The organism is Bacillus sp. MYb78 (genome assembly GCF_002975115.1).
Lineage (GTDB): Bacteria > Bacillota > Bacilli > Bacillales > Bacillaceae_G > Bacillus_A > Bacillus_A cereus.
The window spans coordinates 254,848-269,096 of the sequence record NZ_PCOB01000003.1; the positions used below are offsets into that span (position 1 = coordinate 254,848).

Consider the following 14,249-nt stretch of genomic DNA (forward strand, 5'->3'; position numbering starts at 1 on the left):
GAATGAAGTTAAGACCTTCGATTTTAATAGAAATGGCGAACCGTTATGATTCTTTGTCCGATGTTGAAAGGGGATATTTGAATCATGCTATAAATATTTATAAACCTCTTTTGAAAATCGAAAAGAGTCCAAATAAAAATGAACTATTAGAGGATGAATATTATAATTTGCGTACATTAAATATTCAATCAGTGGAGAATTATCTATTGCAAGAACTTCTTTGGAAATTCCTTAAAAGAAAAGGACTTTCTAAATCTATGTTATCTATGGAAGAATTACTTTCGATGGTGTTTAAAGAATATGAACATACAAGAGATTTAAAGAGTGAAAAACTCGAATCAATTGAAGGAATTCAAAAATTACTACAAGAATTAGAAGAGCAAAAAAATAAGAACATCGAAACGAATAGAGAAGCTTGTGAATCCTAATGTTAGTAGATTTAAAGGCGTTAAAAAAGCGTAGGAATAAAATGAGAATTGGTAAAGGAATGTATTTAGCGAAATCAGGATTTGAATTTAATTTTCATTTCTTATTAGAAATTTGTGGTGTTCAGGTTATTGATAAGTATGAACCGATTGTAGACACAGAAGAACGTGATGTTAGTTGCAATGGTGTTTGCGATAATCCTCAACAAATTTTAGAGTATATTCCTGAATTAGAAACGTCGAAAGAGAAATATGTAGTTGCTTTGACAAGAGTAAGGAAGCTGGACCAGTCTCCATGGGGTGGTTGGAGATGGTGTAAGTGGGGAAAATACATCGGCACACAAACATCGACTGCCGATTATTTATATGATGAAGACCATATTGATGAAATCTATTGTTACAGAATTTTTAAGGTTAAATAGAAAAAAAGGAGGTAGAAACGAATCTATCTCCTTTTTGTATGTTAGGAACATAACTTACCAAACATCAGCGTGTGAGTAGTAAATAACATGAGTTGGACTCTCGGTAACAGAGGACGCCTTTTGTGTTTCGGTTCCAGAATTCAATCCAAGTGATAATACAGCTACAGATACAAAACCTAATAGGGCAATTTTGAATTTTTTCATCACTGTAACGCTCCTTTTTTATCTAATTCTTTTTTCGCTTCATGTGCCTTAAAGAAATAATGAGAAGCTTTTAGATGATTCTCTACACTGTAGTATTTCACTGCTAACATTTCACTATATTCATTTACATATTCCCATAGACTTTCTTTTTCAAAATAAGTAATTCCTAACGATACGACTTCCTCAGTTTCTTCAATAGAAGCTCCACTTGTTAATGCTTTTAAAATAGCAAAATGCCATTTGTATTCTTCATTTCCTAACTGTTGACAGATAGAAGAACCTTTTTCAATAAATGTTTCTGCTGTTGTTAGTTCATTTAATTTGTAATACTCTCTGGCCTGTAGAAAAATAGCTTTAAAATGATGCGGTATGCTCTCTGATACTTCAGATAAGTGACGTATTGCCAATTCAGATAGATTTTGACTCGCATAAAGCCAACCCAAGTTATTTCGTATGCGTAGGACTAAATCGCTTTTATTTGCTTTTTGTAATATATTAATAGCTGTATTGTAGCTCTCTTCAGCTTGTTCAAATTGTTGTAATAAAACACATGTAGAGGCAAATGCGTTTTCGCAGGATGCTATATTCAATTCGTTCCCTGGATATTGTTCATAAATTTCTTTCGCCTTTAATGTATTTTTAATTGCCAACATAGATTGGTTATTATGGTGATACAATACAGCAGTTCGATAATAGAACTCTGCCTTTTCTAATTCATCCGAAATACTCTCTAAGAGGTAAGATGCTTCATCAAAATGATAATGAGCTTCTTTTATGTTCAATAAGAAAGTGCAGTAAATCGCTTTGAATAAGTGATAATAGTAGGATAATACGTTATCTGAAGGAACTGGAAACTCATTGATTTTATCAAATGAGTCTTGCCCAATATGAATGCCATCCGTTAGAACCTGATGGCGAAATGAGATTAAGTGATAATGGAATTGAGATGTTTCACTCAACTTATTATTTTTGACATATCCAACTACTTCTTCTCGTAATTTCGTGGCCATATCGACATTTTGTTTTTTTATCTCTCTATACCATTCATCTAAGAGTTTAGCCAAAGCTTCTTGGGTCAAAAACTTAGTGTTCATAAAATCCCCTCTTCCCAAATGTTGTAATTAAATCATATCAATAAACCAGGTTTTAGTAAATTAAATATTCGAAAAACTTAATTTTCTCAAAAAATGTCTGACAATTGTAGATAGTAAAAAAGAACAGGTGAATACCTGCTCTTATATTAAATTCATATAATATAATGTAAAAATACACCTTGATAGTACGAAGATAAAACCCCAACTACTGTTAAAAAAAGAATAAATAATTTGTTTTGATTTAATAATGAAAGAAATTTTATTTCTTTCATTAAAGAAAAGAGAAAACTGAACATAAATATGATAAAAGATGTCATTAACATACCTGTTAAAAAGTTAAACAAGCCATTAGTTCCAAAAAAAAGTAACATAGTCATAAGACAAAAGAACGAAGTGCAACTTAGTATAAAACAATGTTTAATAAATCTATTTTTCCATTCTCTTGCATTATAAGTATTTAAAGGACGAGTAGCCACATAAACTAATTTTATTGCTGGAATAACATTAATGATAAAAAAGATTAATAAAAAACAATCCTTTGTCATAACATCACCTCCTATCTATAGATAAAATGATTTGTCGAATGCATTTTCCCCATAAAAACACTCACTTTTTCTTTGTTTTTTATCAATATAGTTATTTTGTTTAATATGTATTCTTTTATTTATATCTACATACTTTTAGATTTTATACTAATTGCATATAATGTCTGGAAGATAAAAAACAGGTATTTATTTGAATTGATTTTAGGAGGATATGAAAATGAGTGTATTAATTAATATGTTGAGAAGAATTGTGGATAAGCATGATGAAAAGCATAGTTTACGGAAAAGAGAAGTATTTGAGTGTACAAACTTGGGAAGACGTAACGAAAGAAGAAGAGAGGCGTTTCGAATCCCTTTAGAAGAAAATCAATGTCCAGTTTTTCAAGATAACCGTTGCTGTGGTTCTTGCGATTTATCACCTACTTGTGACTTTGCTACAAATTGTCAGTGTTATGGGTATGAAAAAGGTGCGTTAGGTGGCACTGAGGAAGGGTACTACATGAGAGATGCTGATTTTTCTAAGTTTGGTCGAATCAAGGATGGAGAATTCGATTGGGATTTCTTTAAAATGAATAAAGCTAAATTTTCTTTAGAAGAAAAACCTTTTATGATTCGGGAAGTAGATGGAGAAAATAAAGTTTGTAAATATATAAATAGTAATGAAGAAGAAAAAGTATTTGTTTTACAGGTTTTAGATAAGGATGAGATAATAGAAAAAGAAGTAATAGTAGAGGTGAAAGAACTCGGATATCCAATTAGCTATGAGACATTCGAATTTGCTAAGTATAGAATGGAGAATTCACATTATTAATAACAAAATGAAGAGTATACAGGGTTATTCTGTATGCTCTTTATATTCGAAAAGGAATGGTGCAAATTGAAAACCTTTCAAAAGAATTTAAAAAAGGATTTTGCTTATCAATTAGGTGTAATTAAAACAATTATAGAAATTGAAAATAAATTAGACTATACGGATGATAATAAAGATGCAGAAATGTTTTTTTCTGGACTTTTTAATTTAATGTATGGATACAAGTTAAAGAATTTAAATGACCAAATTCAAAATACACCAGGCATTGATTTAGGAGATGAAAAGGCTAAAGTTTGCTATCAAATAACCTCAAGAAATGATAGAGAAAAAATCAAGGAATCATTACATAAATTTAAAAAATTCAAGTGGGATGAAGTATATGATAGCTTATATATATTTATTATTGGCACAAAGAAAACATATAAAGATTTTCCAGAGTATGATTTCGATTTAGATAACGTAATTGACATACCCAAAATTATAAAAGAAATATGTAAATTACCGCATCCAAAACAAGAAAAAATATTGAAATATTTAATATCTGAGGGACCGTTATTGAAAAATAATGATGAATATATAGACGTTCAATTAAAAAAAGGGACGTATTCAAAATTCTTAAAAAAGTATTTTATAAGTGAATACCGAAAAACAGGTAAGAAAATAATTAATCAGTTTTCTGAAGAGTTAAGTGATTTAGATAGAACAACAAGAACGCTTATTTATGCCATCATGATGAAGTCTGTTGATGTTGAAGATGGAGGGATTTCTTTTGATTCTTATGACATTTTAAAAAGACTTAAATGGAGTGAAGATATATTCATTAAAGAATTAAACATATTGAGAAGGAAAGGTTGGGTTGATGTAAAAAACGAAATGGATATAATAGATATAATTAGGGACATTGATGATTGGGAGCGTTACAATAAATATTTGTTGTGCCTTTCCTATAGTAAGGATGGAAACGAATGGTTTAATATGTTATATGACTTTTTAAAAACAAAAAGTAAAAATAAAAAACAATTAGATGAATACTTTGAAAAATTAATTTTAAATTTAAATTTCACAGTATTAAATTAAGGAAACTCATATGAGTTTCCTTTTGTTTTAGTGGAGGATACAATAAATTAAATGAAAATTTATTTAGTGGAGTGAACTCATATGGCACTATTTGTTAGAACAGACGTGATAAATGAAATAACTGATGAATTAGCAAGGATTGCAATTAAATTGAAATTGGATACAAAAGCAAACACTATTGTTGAAAACGTAAGAGCAGAAACCTTTTTCTGTGATTTGTTTAACATCATATATGATTTAAATTTAAAAAATTTAAACTACGAGGATACAAATACTCCAAGTATAGATTTAGGGGATGAAAAAGCAGGTGTGAGTTATCAAATTACATCAACAAATACCAAAGATAAAGTGTTAGATTGTACAAGTAAATTTCAAAAATATGATTGGGATAAAAAATTTAAGATATTGAATATATTTATGATTGGAGAAAAAAAGAAATATTATAAATTACCTAAATTTGAAACGTTTGAGTTAAATGTTATTGACATTGTAGACATTGGCAAAGAAATTGAGAAATTATCTTTAGATAAATTAAAGTTAATCAATGAATATATGAAAAAAGAATTAAAATTTGAATACAATTCATATAAACCAGTATTTCATGAAAGGGAACACTACTTTGGGTTAACATTTATGCTAACTGGTCTTTATCGTAAAAGGATTAATAGCAAAGTTGTTGATGCAAACATAAATGAATTTGGAAATATATTAAGTCGAATAAATCCAAGGGCAAGAGAGCTAATGTATGCAATTTTACTAAATTCGAGTATGGGGGACAAAAATAATGATTTAGTTTATACATTTGACGAGATTCAAAAAGACCTAAAGTGGGATGATGAACTTTTATTAAGGGAATTTGACGTTCTTGTTAAATTTCACTTCACTCGTCCAATGAGTGGTATAGAAGAAATAACAAGAACGCATAATGGGTATAACATCGGAATTGGTTCAAAACATACAAATATAATAGAAGAATATTTAAACGGTTCACCCATGATTTTAGAATGTCCACACTTCAAAAGTCATGGAATTAAATTTTTTACGAGTGTCTTTAAATATGTCTTTGTAAAATCAGGTAATGAAAAATACAAATCAGAATTGCAGAAAATATTTATTGATTTAGATTTCACTATTTTAAATTAAATATCTTGATAGAAAGCATGTTTATAAGACATGCTTTTTTTATTTGAATATGTTATTATTTACTATAGTTAATGAAAAAAGAGGTGCGATAATGATTGATAAGTTTTTTGAAAAGAAAAAATTAGAGGAAGTAGAGCTGATAGAACCCGTTTTATCAAACACAATGAAGTTTAGATTTCTTGAACCTCAAGTAAATAAAGTTTTATTAGAATTCTATGGTTTTGTTTCTTTGGAATGGTCAGTTCTTGAAAGTAGGGAGAAGAGGCATCCTGAATATGCCCTACATTTTATTCAAGAGTGTTATATAAGGCTTATGCCATGGTTTTTAAAAGAAGAGAGGTTGGAACCCTTCATTGTAAAATACGAGGATGATTTCTATGTGTTGTTGGCACAGCACATGCTCTTTCAATATAAAAACAACAATTTAGATTTTCTGAAAGAAGAACACCGATTTGCTTTCATAGATATCGTACATAAGTTAAAAATGCATAAAGGGCTAAAGTTAGCTTCATAACTTAAACAAAGATGGATGGGCGAACGAAAGGGGGATGAATCAAAGTGAAAATGTTTTACCTACTAACAAAAGGAATTATTCTTCGATTCAAGATAATGATTGGATTAAAAGGTTATATACATGACGAGTATGTAATTTCTTTGTATCTTATCGGTTTTCTTTTATCTTACATTGGTGCGTTGATTTGTTTATCTGTAGGATGGTGGATATATGAATGGGTTATTTTGGGACAGTTGAACCAAAATCAAGGTGATACAGTTACGGCATTGAAATGGTCCTTGTTACTCATGTTCCCCATTGCGGATTTATACCTCGTGTATTTAAAGAAAGAATTGAAGAAAGTATAAACACATACATATATAAACTACATATAGAAAATCGTTACAAATAGCCATTAGCATTAGCTATGCAGTTTTTAGGAAGTACACGACTTGTCTTATATGCGATATTGATTATTAATCAGATACAAACCGAAGCTCTTCTAAATAAGGGCTTTTTATTTTTAATTTATTGTTGACATTAAAAAAGAATAAATGATAAGATACTCGTTGTTATAGTTTATAGCACCTATTAGCTATATACTACAACCGCACATGAAAGGTTTCTAAATGATAAATTATTATCTACCTTGTTATGGCGAGTCTTAGTAAAATGAGGAGGTGCAGGTATGTACGCTATTATTGAAACAGGCGGAAAACAATTAAAAGTTGAAGCAGGTCAAACTATCTATGTTGAGAAGTTGGACGTAGAAGCAGGAGAAGCTGTTACTTTTGATAAAGTTTTATTTGTTGGCGGTGATGCTGTTAAAGTAGGAAGCCCTGTAATTGAAGGCGCTTCAGTAACAGCTAAAGTTGAAAAGCAAGGTCGTTCAAAGAAAATCATCGTTTTTAAATACAAAGCGAAGAAGAACAACCGTAAAAAGCAAGGTCATCGTCAATCATATACGAAGCTTGTAATTGAAAAAATCAACGCTTAAATTTTAAAATGATAAAAATAATGATAAATAAAAAAGATTCAAACATTGTGTCTTTTAGTGTTAAAGGACATGCTGAATTTGCTGAACATGGAAAAGATATTGTATGTGCGGGAGTATCCACGGTTGTAATAGGAACGGTAAATGCCATTGAAAGGATTTGTGGCGTTCGTGCCGACCATCATACAACTATGAATGATGGATTCCTTCAATACTCTTTACCAAGTTTATCAGGAGATGCTTACCGTAATGCACAGGTCTTATTATTAGGAATGGTCGTTTCGTTGGAAACTGTCCAATCTGAATACAGCAAATTCGTGAAAATTCATACAATAAAATAGGAGGTGTAACTATGTTAAAGTTAGAACTTCAGTTTTTCGCATCTAAGAAGGGTGTAGGTAGTACAAAGAATGGTCGTGATTCTCAATCAAAACGCCTTGGTGCAAAACGTGCAGATGGTCAACTTGTAACAGGTGGTTCTATTCTTTACCGTCAACGTGGAACTAAGATTTATCCAGGAGTGAACGTTGGTCGTGGTGGAGATGATACTTTATTCGCTAAAACAGACGGTGTTGTACGTTTCGAACGCCTTGGACGTGACCGTAAACAAGTAAGCGTATATCCTGTTTCTCAAGAAGCATAATATAACTCTTATAAAAGGAAACTCTAATCTTTGTTGAGATTAGAGTTTTTCTATATAAAAAGGTGGTTCTTTTATGTCTAAAAGTAGTCCAGTTCTTGATGCACTTCGTCATTCCAGACATGATTGGCTAAACCGATTGCAATTGATTAAAATACATTTATCTATGGGAGATGTACATCGAATAGATGGTTTAATTCGTGAATTTGTAGCGGAAGCGAATCATGAGTCACACCTTATGAATTTAAAAATGCCCCAATTTTCCGAGTTTATCTTCACTTATAATTGGTGTAGTAATCCATTTAAATTGTCATTTGAAGTTCTTGGTGATAATAAAGATATCTCTTATTTAGATGAAAAATTGCTTTATTGGACAAAAGAACTACTTTCCATATTACATGTTTCAATTGATGTGTATGTAGAGAATCACATGTGTATTACAATACAGATACTTGAAAAGAATTCTTTCTTTTTTGATTATAGAGGTCGGATACAAAATTTCTATGCAATACAACAATATCTTGAAATGAATAATGATTTTTCTATTACATATCAAATAAATGAAGATGAATTGTGCATTTCTTTAGAGGAAAAATAAAATAAAGTTTGGTGAAAACATGTTTATAGAACAAGCAAAGGTAAGTGTAAAAGGTGGAGACGGCGGGAACGGAATGATATCCTTTAGACGTGAAAAGTATGTTCCGAACGGTGGTCCTGCGGGTGGAAATGGTGGAAATGGAGGAAATGTAGTTTTTGTAGTAGATGAAGGACTTCGAACGTTAATGGATTTCCGCTATAAAAGACGATTTTCAGCAGACAATGGACAACATGGTATGAGTAAACGTCAGCATGGAAGAAACTCTGATGATTTAATGTTGAAAGTTCCACCAGGAACAATTATTAAAGATGAAAATTCTGGTCAAATACTGGCTGATTTAGTAACACACGGACAAGAAGCAATTATAGTAAAAGGTGGTCGTGGTGGTAGAGGGAATGTATGTTTTTCTACTGCGAAAAATCCTGCTCCTAACATTGCTGAGAATGGAGAGCCTGGAGAAGAGAGAGACCTTGTTTTAGATTTAAAAGTAATGGCCGATGTAGGATTAGTTGGTTTTCCAAGTGTAGGGAAGTCAACGTTGCTATCAGTTGTTTCAAAAGCACGTCCTAAGATTGCTGATTATCACTTCACAACATTAGTACCTAATTTAGGTGTTGTGGCTACAGAAGACAATAGAAGCTTTGTAATGGCTGATTTACCAGGACTGATTGAAGGAGCTCATCAAGGAGTTGGACTTGGACATCAGTTCTTGAGACATATTGAAAGAACGAAAGTAATTGTTCATTTGGTTGATATGTCTGGATTAGAAGGAAGAAACCCTTATGAGGATTACAAAACAATTATTAATGAATTAAAAGAATATGATGCACGATTAGTTTCATTACCGCAAGTTATTGTAGCCAGTAAAATGGATATGCCTGATGCTGAAGTAAATTTAGCTATATTTAAGGAAGAAATAGAAGATGATATAGCTATTTTCCCTATATCAACACTAAATCAAAAAGGAATAAGAGAACTCTTATTCAGTGTAGCTGATTTGGTAGAAAAAACGCCATCAAGTGTAATTGCCCAACATGAAGAAGAGGTTGGGAATGTAACCTATAAATTCGAAAGTGATAGAGATAAGCTATTTATCACAAGAGAAAGCAATGGGACATTCGTTGTATCTGGTCAAGAGCTTGAAAAACTATTCAAGATGACTAACTTCTCACATCATGAATCTGTACAACGTTTTGCTCGTCAATTGCGTAGCATGGGTGTAGATTCCGCATTGCGTGAACGAGGAGCTAAAGATGGAGATACCGTTAAAATATTAGAATATGAATTTAGTTTTGTAGACTAATGGTTTAAAAAAAGAAGCTGTTGAAAAAACAGCTTCTTTTTTGTTATAAACTTTTGTAAATGCGTTCCATGTTTGAGTCACCCAAGACAAAAGCATTAAAAACAATCTCAAGACTTAATCTTTCTGCCTGAGACCTAATAAAAGCATCCTCTTTAGCTAACTTCTTCATTCGTTCTTCACTAAACTTGATGCCTTCTCCATCCATTTCACTCAAAGTTTCTTCTACATAAGGAGCATCGTAACAATCGTCTCGTCTTGCAAAACGATGAGCATATTTCAGTCTTTTGTGTAAAATCTCTATATCTTCAATCAACCCTTCTGCTATTTCGTTTCCTTTATTCGACTTTTTTAATTCATTTAATTGTTCTAATGAAAACATGATACATTCTCCTTTTGAATCAATTTTTTAAAATCCCATTTCTCTTAACTGCTTTTTATTATAGTGTTTTTGAAATAATTACATAATTATTTCATTTAGACATTTGTTAAATATAATGATATTATTAATATTAACTATAGTCAATGAAAAATGAGGTGTTTTTATGCTTTCGGAACAATTAAATATATCGTTTAAGAAAAATAAAGTTCTAAGGGATGAGTATCCACCGAATTTACTTATGCCGATGATAGAAGTATATATTCGAAAAGCAATTTATCGTGGGGATGACAAGATTTCTCCCATTCGGTTCTCTGAATTAACTGGATTGCCTGAAAGAGAATGTATTCGATTATTTTTAGGGTTATCAGATAATAAGGGATTAATTGATTTAAGGTTTCACGTATTTTGTCCTAATTGCAATAAAAAACAGCCTATGAATTTAGATTCAGATGAAGAGTTTAAAGAATCGCTACTTTGCAAGGATTGTATGAAGAAAATGAAATTCACAGAAGAAGAAATAAAGGAAGCTATACAATGTGTTTTTCACTTAAATAAAGAGTTATTTTTACATGAATCCAATCGAATAAAGAATAAAGGGGAGATGAATTAATATGGCGATGTTAAAGCAAGGGGAAAAGAAGGTCATTACAGATTTTAAATATGTTTTATTTGGATATCAAGGACGTGTTAATTGTGATGTCATTGAAGTGTATTCGGGTGTAGGAGCAAGATTTTTAAAAGAGATTAATGGGGCACTGCAAGAAATTCTATTTATATCAGGAACTGCGGATAAAGTCGAGTTAGTGCAGATGCACGGGTTAAACCATTATTATATTCGAGTAGATTCTGTAAATATCTATGCAAAATTAATAGAAGAAGATATTAAAGAACCCTCTTTAAGGGTAGGAGACAAGGTTTTTATCACAAATAATAGTGATTTAACATTTAATCTCATGATAGGTTTTGCTGAAAATCATCCAGAATTACCTAAGGTACTTCCTGACATTCAAAGAGATTTTGAATATGAAGTTACGGAAGTTGTAAATGAAAATATTGTACTTATTCAAAAAGGTGAAGACAAAAGATATATGACTTGTGACAAAGTAACGACATTAGAGGAAATCAAAACGAATGCAAAGTTATGGAATGAAAGAAAATTAGAAAGAGAAGTGAAGTAAAATGATGCGTTCATATAAAGAGAAATATATAGAAATGAAAAATGAAAAAGAATTATTAGAAGAAAAAATTGTAGGATTAGAAGAAAAAGTAAAAGAATCACATGAAGAATTAGAAGTCTACAAACGTGAAACGGTTTTTCAAAATAGTATTGAAAAAGTATACGAAGGTTTAGAAACATTATATAAATTCATTCGAAATCCAAATACTAAACGAATTGAAATTAATACAAGAATGAGAGCATCTGAAGCTGAGGAGTGTTTCGTTGGGATTGCATATGAGGTTGTATTGTATGTGGTTGATTCTTCAAATCAAAAAACAGAAATATTTGTGCTTCCTGTTTTTAGAGGTGGAGATGGTTGCATGATTAGTAAAAGAGCTTGTGAAAGAAGAATGGATTATTTCGAATTAACACGCTCTATTGCAAAATTCATTAAAAGGAGAATTAAGTGGGAATATGTAAGAGGAAAACAAGGACTTGATATTATTATGACAGAGGAAAAGAAAGAAAGTATGTTTAAATATCAATTTGACATATCAATTCGAATGAACAAAGAGAAAATTGAGGAATTCAAAGAGTATGCAGAAATTAGAGAGATTTTCATTTCTGATTTTACAGAATCAGCAGATAACGAAACGGTTCTTGTTCAAGTATTAATAGATAATAGTTATATAAATGGTGTACAGGATTTATCTTATGTAATAAGTATGAAAGAAACAAAGTATTATTTACCTTCATAATCAATGAGAGGAGCTATACAAGTGATTAATTTGTGTAATGCAACTGAATCAGGGGAACTAAAACTTGGAGCGTTGAATTTTCATATATATAAAGACAATAATGAGTTTTCTTTTTCGTATAAGATGATTAATGGTGGATTCGTTGGAGGAAGTATTGATTTAGATTATGAAGAAGATATCTTACCTATCATAAATGATGAAAAACAATTTCAATATGGAAAGATTATTCATATTTCTAATAATAAAAAGGATGGAACTATATCATTCATTAAAGACGATGTATACATACAAATTCCATTCACAGTAACTCACTTATCGTTAGACTTAATGGATGAGGACGAGGATGGATATGAATATTTCGATTTTAAAAAATACATGAAAACGGTTTAATGTCAATGTAATATAATTTTTTAGTAAAAAATTATTGACTACTCTAATTGTTGGTGTTATTATTAAATCCAGACAAATAAATATTCAAAACAATAGATTTAGGAGAGATATCTACTATGGGAAAATATACATTACAAGCAAATCGAATTCAAAAAGTATTTCATGTTTCTGTTGAGGGGAGCATGTCATCTGAAGATGGAGCGAACTTCATCAAAGACTACAAACAAAAAATTGCAGGAATTAATCCTAAAGAATATGTAATTGAATTAGACTGTACAAAGCTAAATGTAACATCAGCAGATGTAGTACCTATGTTGGAGAATTGTTATAAATTATATATCGCTGATGGATTTACAAAAGTAATCTTCAAGATTGCTCCGAAAAGTACCATCCTAAAGATGCAATTGAATCGAGTAGCAAAAAATACTGGTCTTGCAAATTACGAAATCAAAGAAGTTTGATGAAGGAGGGAAGGGCATGACGCCCTTCTTTTTTTATGCATACTCATACAAATAATTGTAATAAAAAGTTTCGCAATGAAATAAAATACAAAATCTTAATATATAAAATAAAAGGGGGAGATAGTTTTGACAAACATTAGAATTAAAGCTGTTGATATTTATCATCCAAAAACAGCAAGAACGAACGATTTTTATTTAAAACATTTTGCAGAAAAGGGAAAAGATATTTCTCGCTTTCTAAAAATGATGGGGAGAGAAAGTAGATATATTATTGAGGATAAAAATGAAAATGGTTTAACTATGGCAATAGAAGCTACAAAACGAGTATTACGACAGGTAAACATGTCAGGAGAAGAAATGGACATGATTGTATTTTCAACGCAAACACCAGAGTATACATTCCCTACCAATGCGATTTTAGTACATAAAGAGATTCAAGGTAAGGCTGAAACGATTTGTATGGATTCCAATTCAAATTGTGCAGGAATGCTCGTAGCAGTGGAACAAACATGTAGATACATGATGTCTAATCCGAATGTAAAACATGCATTAGTTGTAGGTTCTGACCATAACTCGATTCATTGTAATCCAGATGATGAAATCACTTATCCAAACTATGGAGATGCTTCTTCTGCAATCATTTTAGAGAAAGTAGAAGAGGACACAGGATTTATTGATTCTATGTATTACACAGATAGCACAGATGCTCATAATATTTTATTCCCTGCATGTGGACTATCAAATATATATAATCCAGAAAACAAGACAAAAGACATGCAAATTAATTGGATTCCATTTGACGGAACTGTATGTGTGCCACCTGCCGTATCATCTATTAAATCTTTACTAACAAAACATGGTTTAGAAAAAGAAGATATTGGCTCGTATTGTTTCTCTCAATTTTCACTAAAAAACATCGAGGTAATTCAAGAGAAGTTAGGAGAAGACAAACAAAAATTTGTATATGTAGGTGATGAATTTGGATATACAGGAACAAGTAGCCCGTTTATCGCTCTATATAAAGGAATTCAGAGTGGGAAAATTAAAAGAGGAGACCATGTAGTATTTTGGTCCGTAGGTACTGGTTGGCAAATCATTACCATGCTATTTAAATACTAAGAAAAACCCCTGTCTTTAAAAGATAGGGGTTTTATAATTAAAGTTTTATTTTATTTCAATCCATTTATAGTATTTACCAATTTGATAATCAAATCGCCAACCATCTTCAAGAATTTTTTCATGGTCATTCTTGTATTTCGAATGGTTTAGTAAGACTTTGGGAGAAAACATAATTCTGTTCCAGTTTAAAAGCGCTTCTAACATTAAAACATCTCCTTTTATTTTTCATTCATA

General features: G+C 30.9%; 22 protein-coding genes and 1 other annotated feature. Of the genes, 18 read left to right on the plus strand and 4 right to left on the minus strand.

Annotation, left to right across the window (positions count from 1 at the left end; genetic code table 11):
- Positions 1-2: 2 nt before the first annotated feature.
- Together CQ064_RS08810 and CQ064_RS08815 are read left to right on the plus strand one after the other, a co-directional pair.
- Positions 3-428: a hypothetical protein gene (locus CQ064_RS08810; protein WP_000776842.1), complete on the plus strand. Its 426-nt coding sequence runs from the start codon at positions 3-5 to the stop codon at positions 426-428.
- Positions 428-847, plus strand: coding sequence for a hypothetical protein (locus tag CQ064_RS08815; RefSeq protein WP_000959509.1), 420 nt, complete (start codon positions 428-430; stop codon positions 845-847). The genes CQ064_RS08810 and CQ064_RS08815 overlap by 1 nt, the downstream gene beginning before the upstream one ends.
- A gap of 54 nt (positions 848-901) precedes the next feature.
- On the opposite strand, the gene CQ064_RS08820 is transcribed toward CQ064_RS08815, so the two are convergent.
- Both CQ064_RS08820 and CQ064_RS08825 read right to left on the minus strand, forming a co-directional pair.
- Positions 902-1,051, minus strand: a complete 150-nt coding sequence (locus CQ064_RS08820; RefSeq protein ID WP_000713614.1) for a Phr family secreted Rap phosphatase inhibitor — start codon at positions 1,049-1,051, stop codon at positions 902-904.
- Positions 1,051-2,145 carry a tetratricopeptide repeat protein gene (locus CQ064_RS08825; protein ID WP_001092785.1) on the minus strand — a complete coding sequence of 365 codons (1,095 nt, stop codon included), beginning with the start codon at positions 2,143-2,145 and terminating at the stop codon, positions 1,051-1,053. The genes CQ064_RS08820 and CQ064_RS08825 overlap by 1 nt, the downstream gene beginning before the upstream one ends.
- A gap of 762 nt (positions 2,146-2,907) precedes the next feature.
- Here CQ064_RS08825 and CQ064_RS08835 point away from each other — a divergent pair.
- From CQ064_RS08835 to obgE, 10 genes are all read left to right on the plus strand, one after another.
- Entirely contained in the window at positions 2,908-3,501 is a 594-nt protein-coding gene (locus CQ064_RS08835) for a hypothetical protein (RefSeq protein WP_000114651.1), read from the plus strand.
- 66 nt (positions 3,502-3,567) lie between these two features.
- Positions 3,568-4,578 carry an SMEK domain-containing protein gene (locus CQ064_RS08840; protein ID WP_000847218.1) on the plus strand — a complete coding sequence of 337 codons (1,011 nt, stop codon included), beginning with the start codon at positions 3,568-3,570 and terminating at the stop codon, positions 4,576-4,578.
- Between the two features lie 81 nt (positions 4,579-4,659).
- Positions 4,660-5,721, plus strand: coding sequence for an SMEK domain-containing protein (locus CQ064_RS08845; RefSeq protein WP_001173392.1), 1,062 nt, complete (start codon positions 4,660-4,662; stop codon positions 5,719-5,721).
- Between the two features lie 91 nt (positions 5,722-5,812).
- Complete coding sequence (locus tag CQ064_RS08850; protein ID WP_000565648.1) at positions 5,813-6,235, plus strand: hypothetical protein; 423 nt, start codon at positions 5,813-5,815, stop codon at positions 6,233-6,235.
- Positions 6,236-6,285: 50 nt separating this feature from the next.
- Positions 6,286-6,582 (plus strand): hypothetical protein, encoded by a 297-nt coding sequence (locus CQ064_RS08855; protein ID WP_241199319.1) that lies wholly within the window; start codon positions 6,286-6,288, stop codon positions 6,580-6,582.
- A gap of 228 nt (positions 6,583-6,810) precedes the next feature.
- Positions 6,811-6,889: a sequence feature (ribosomal protein L21 leader region), on the plus strand.
- Positions 6,890-6,902: 13 nt separating this feature from the next.
- Complete coding sequence (gene rplU / locus CQ064_RS08860) at positions 6,903-7,211, plus strand: 50S ribosomal protein L21 (protein ID WP_000270910.1); 309 nt, start codon at positions 6,903-6,905, stop codon at positions 7,209-7,211.
- A 20-nt stretch (positions 7,212-7,231) separates the two neighbouring features.
- Positions 7,232-7,549, plus strand: a complete 318-nt coding sequence (locus CQ064_RS08865) for a ribosomal-processing cysteine protease Prp (RefSeq protein ID WP_000608708.1) — start codon at positions 7,232-7,234, stop codon at positions 7,547-7,549.
- An 11-nt stretch (positions 7,550-7,560) separates the two neighbouring features.
- Positions 7,561-7,851 (plus strand): 50S ribosomal protein L27, encoded by a 291-nt coding sequence (gene rpmA, locus CQ064_RS08870; RefSeq protein WP_000915492.1) that lies wholly within the window; start codon positions 7,561-7,563, stop codon positions 7,849-7,851.
- A 73-nt stretch (positions 7,852-7,924) separates the two neighbouring features.
- Positions 7,925-8,446 carry a Spo0B C-terminal domain-containing protein gene (locus tag CQ064_RS08875; RefSeq protein ID WP_000047133.1) on the plus strand — a complete coding sequence of 174 codons (522 nt, stop codon included), beginning with the start codon at positions 7,925-7,927 and terminating at the stop codon, positions 8,444-8,446.
- A 19-nt stretch (positions 8,447-8,465) separates the two neighbouring features.
- On the plus strand, positions 8,466-9,749 hold the full coding sequence (gene obgE, locus CQ064_RS08880) for a GTPase ObgE (protein WP_000469473.1): 1,284 nt from the start codon (positions 8,466-8,468) through the stop codon (positions 9,747-9,749).
- Between the two features lie 43 nt (positions 9,750-9,792).
- Here obgE and CQ064_RS08885 read toward each other — a convergent pair whose 3' ends face one another.
- Positions 9,793-10,128 (minus strand): hypothetical protein, encoded by a 336-nt coding sequence (locus CQ064_RS08885; RefSeq protein ID WP_000492019.1) that lies wholly within the window; start codon positions 10,126-10,128, stop codon positions 9,793-9,795.
- A gap of 163 nt (positions 10,129-10,291) precedes the next feature.
- Here CQ064_RS08885 and CQ064_RS08890 point away from each other — a divergent pair, with 163 nt between their 5' ends.
- The 6 genes from CQ064_RS08890 to CQ064_RS08915 all read left to right on the plus strand — a co-directional run bounded on the left by CQ064_RS08890 (position 10,292) and on the right by CQ064_RS08915 (position 14,015).
- Complete coding sequence (locus tag CQ064_RS08890; protein ID WP_000947845.1) at positions 10,292-10,738, plus strand: hypothetical protein; 447 nt, start codon at positions 10,292-10,294, stop codon at positions 10,736-10,738.
- Position 10,739: 1 nt separating this feature from the next.
- Positions 10,740-11,306 carry a hypothetical protein gene (locus CQ064_RS08895; RefSeq protein ID WP_001241103.1) on the plus strand — a complete coding sequence of 189 codons (567 nt, stop codon included), beginning with the start codon at positions 10,740-10,742 and terminating at the stop codon, positions 11,304-11,306.
- 1 nt (position 11,307) lies between these two features.
- Complete coding sequence (locus CQ064_RS08900) at positions 11,308-12,045, plus strand: hypothetical protein (RefSeq protein WP_000986416.1); 738 nt, start codon at positions 11,308-11,310, stop codon at positions 12,043-12,045.
- Positions 12,046-12,066: 21 nt separating this feature from the next.
- Entirely contained in the window at positions 12,067-12,435 is a 369-nt protein-coding gene (locus CQ064_RS08905) for a hypothetical protein (RefSeq protein ID WP_000609008.1), read from the plus strand.
- A gap of 116 nt (positions 12,436-12,551) precedes the next feature.
- Positions 12,552-12,896: a hypothetical protein gene (locus CQ064_RS08910; protein ID WP_000521666.1), complete on the plus strand. Its 345-nt coding sequence runs from the start codon at positions 12,552-12,554 to the stop codon at positions 12,894-12,896.
- A 126-nt stretch (positions 12,897-13,022) separates the two neighbouring features.
- Positions 13,023-14,015 carry a 3-oxoacyl-[acyl-carrier-protein] synthase III C-terminal domain-containing protein gene (locus CQ064_RS08915; protein WP_000181944.1) on the plus strand — a complete coding sequence of 331 codons (993 nt, stop codon included), beginning with the start codon at positions 13,023-13,025 and terminating at the stop codon, positions 14,013-14,015.
- Between the two features lie 45 nt (positions 14,016-14,060).
- On the opposite strand, the gene CQ064_RS33470 is transcribed toward CQ064_RS08915, so the two are convergent.
- Entirely contained in the window at positions 14,061-14,219 is a 159-nt protein-coding gene (locus CQ064_RS33470; protein ID WP_000888349.1) for a hypothetical protein, read from the minus strand.
- Positions 14,220-14,249: the final 30 nt, after the last annotated feature.

Bases quoted from the DNA above. Each gene is read 5' to 3' on its own strand.
- CQ064_RS08850 (WP_000565648.1), top strand. From the start codon at position 5,813: ATGATTGATAAGTTTTTTGAAAAGAAAAAATTAGAGGAAGTAGAGCTG.
- CQ064_RS08820 (WP_000713614.1), bottom strand. From the start codon at position 1,051: ATGAAAAAATTCAAAATTGCCCTATTAGGTTTTGTATCTGTAGCTGTA.
- CQ064_RS08885 (WP_000492019.1), bottom strand. From the start codon at position 10,128: ATGTTTTCATTAGAACAATTAAATGAATTAAAAAAGTCGAATAAAGGA.
- CQ064_RS08855 (WP_241199319.1), top strand. From the start codon at position 6,286: ATGTTTTACCTACTAACAAAAGGAATTATTCTTCGATTCAAGATAATG.
- CQ064_RS08845 (WP_001173392.1), top strand. From the start codon at position 4,660: ATGGCACTATTTGTTAGAACAGACGTGATAAATGAAATAACTGATGAA.
- obgE (WP_000469473.1), top strand. From the start codon at position 8,466: ATGTTTATAGAACAAGCAAAGGTAAGTGTAAAAGGTGGAGACGGCGGG.
- CQ064_RS08810 (WP_000776842.1), top strand. From the start codon at position 3: ATGAAGTTAAGACCTTCGATTTTAATAGAAATGGCGAACCGTTATGAT.
- rpmA (WP_000915492.1), top strand. From the start codon at position 7,561: ATGTTAAAGTTAGAACTTCAGTTTTTCGCATCTAAGAAGGGTGTAGGT.
- CQ064_RS08900 (WP_000986416.1), top strand. From the start codon at position 11,308: ATGATGCGTTCATATAAAGAGAAATATATAGAAATGAAAAATGAAAAA.
- CQ064_RS08815 (WP_000959509.1), top strand. From the start codon at position 428: ATGTTAGTAGATTTAAAGGCGTTAAAAAAGCGTAGGAATAAAATGAGA.
- rplU (WP_000270910.1), top strand. From the start codon at position 6,903: ATGTACGCTATTATTGAAACAGGCGGAAAACAATTAAAAGTTGAAGCA.
- CQ064_RS08875 (WP_000047133.1), top strand. From the start codon at position 7,925: ATGTCTAAAAGTAGTCCAGTTCTTGATGCACTTCGTCATTCCAGACAT.
- CQ064_RS08825 (WP_001092785.1), bottom strand. From the start codon at position 2,145: ATGAACACTAAGTTTTTGACCCAAGAAGCTTTGGCTAAACTCTTAGAT.
- CQ064_RS08895 (WP_001241103.1), top strand. From the start codon at position 10,740: ATGGCGATGTTAAAGCAAGGGGAAAAGAAGGTCATTACAGATTTTAAA.
- CQ064_RS33470 (WP_000888349.1), bottom strand. From the start codon at position 14,219: ATGTTAGAAGCGCTTTTAAACTGGAACAGAATTATGTTTTCTCCCAAA.
- CQ064_RS08890 (WP_000947845.1), top strand. From the start codon at position 10,292: ATGCTTTCGGAACAATTAAATATATCGTTTAAGAAAAATAAAGTTCTA.
- CQ064_RS08865 (WP_000608708.1), top strand. From the start codon at position 7,232: ATGATAAATAAAAAAGATTCAAACATTGTGTCTTTTAGTGTTAAAGGA.
- CQ064_RS08910 (WP_000521666.1), top strand. From the start codon at position 12,552: ATGGGAAAATATACATTACAAGCAAATCGAATTCAAAAAGTATTTCAT.
- CQ064_RS08835 (WP_000114651.1), top strand. From the start codon at position 2,908: ATGAGTGTATTAATTAATATGTTGAGAAGAATTGTGGATAAGCATGAT.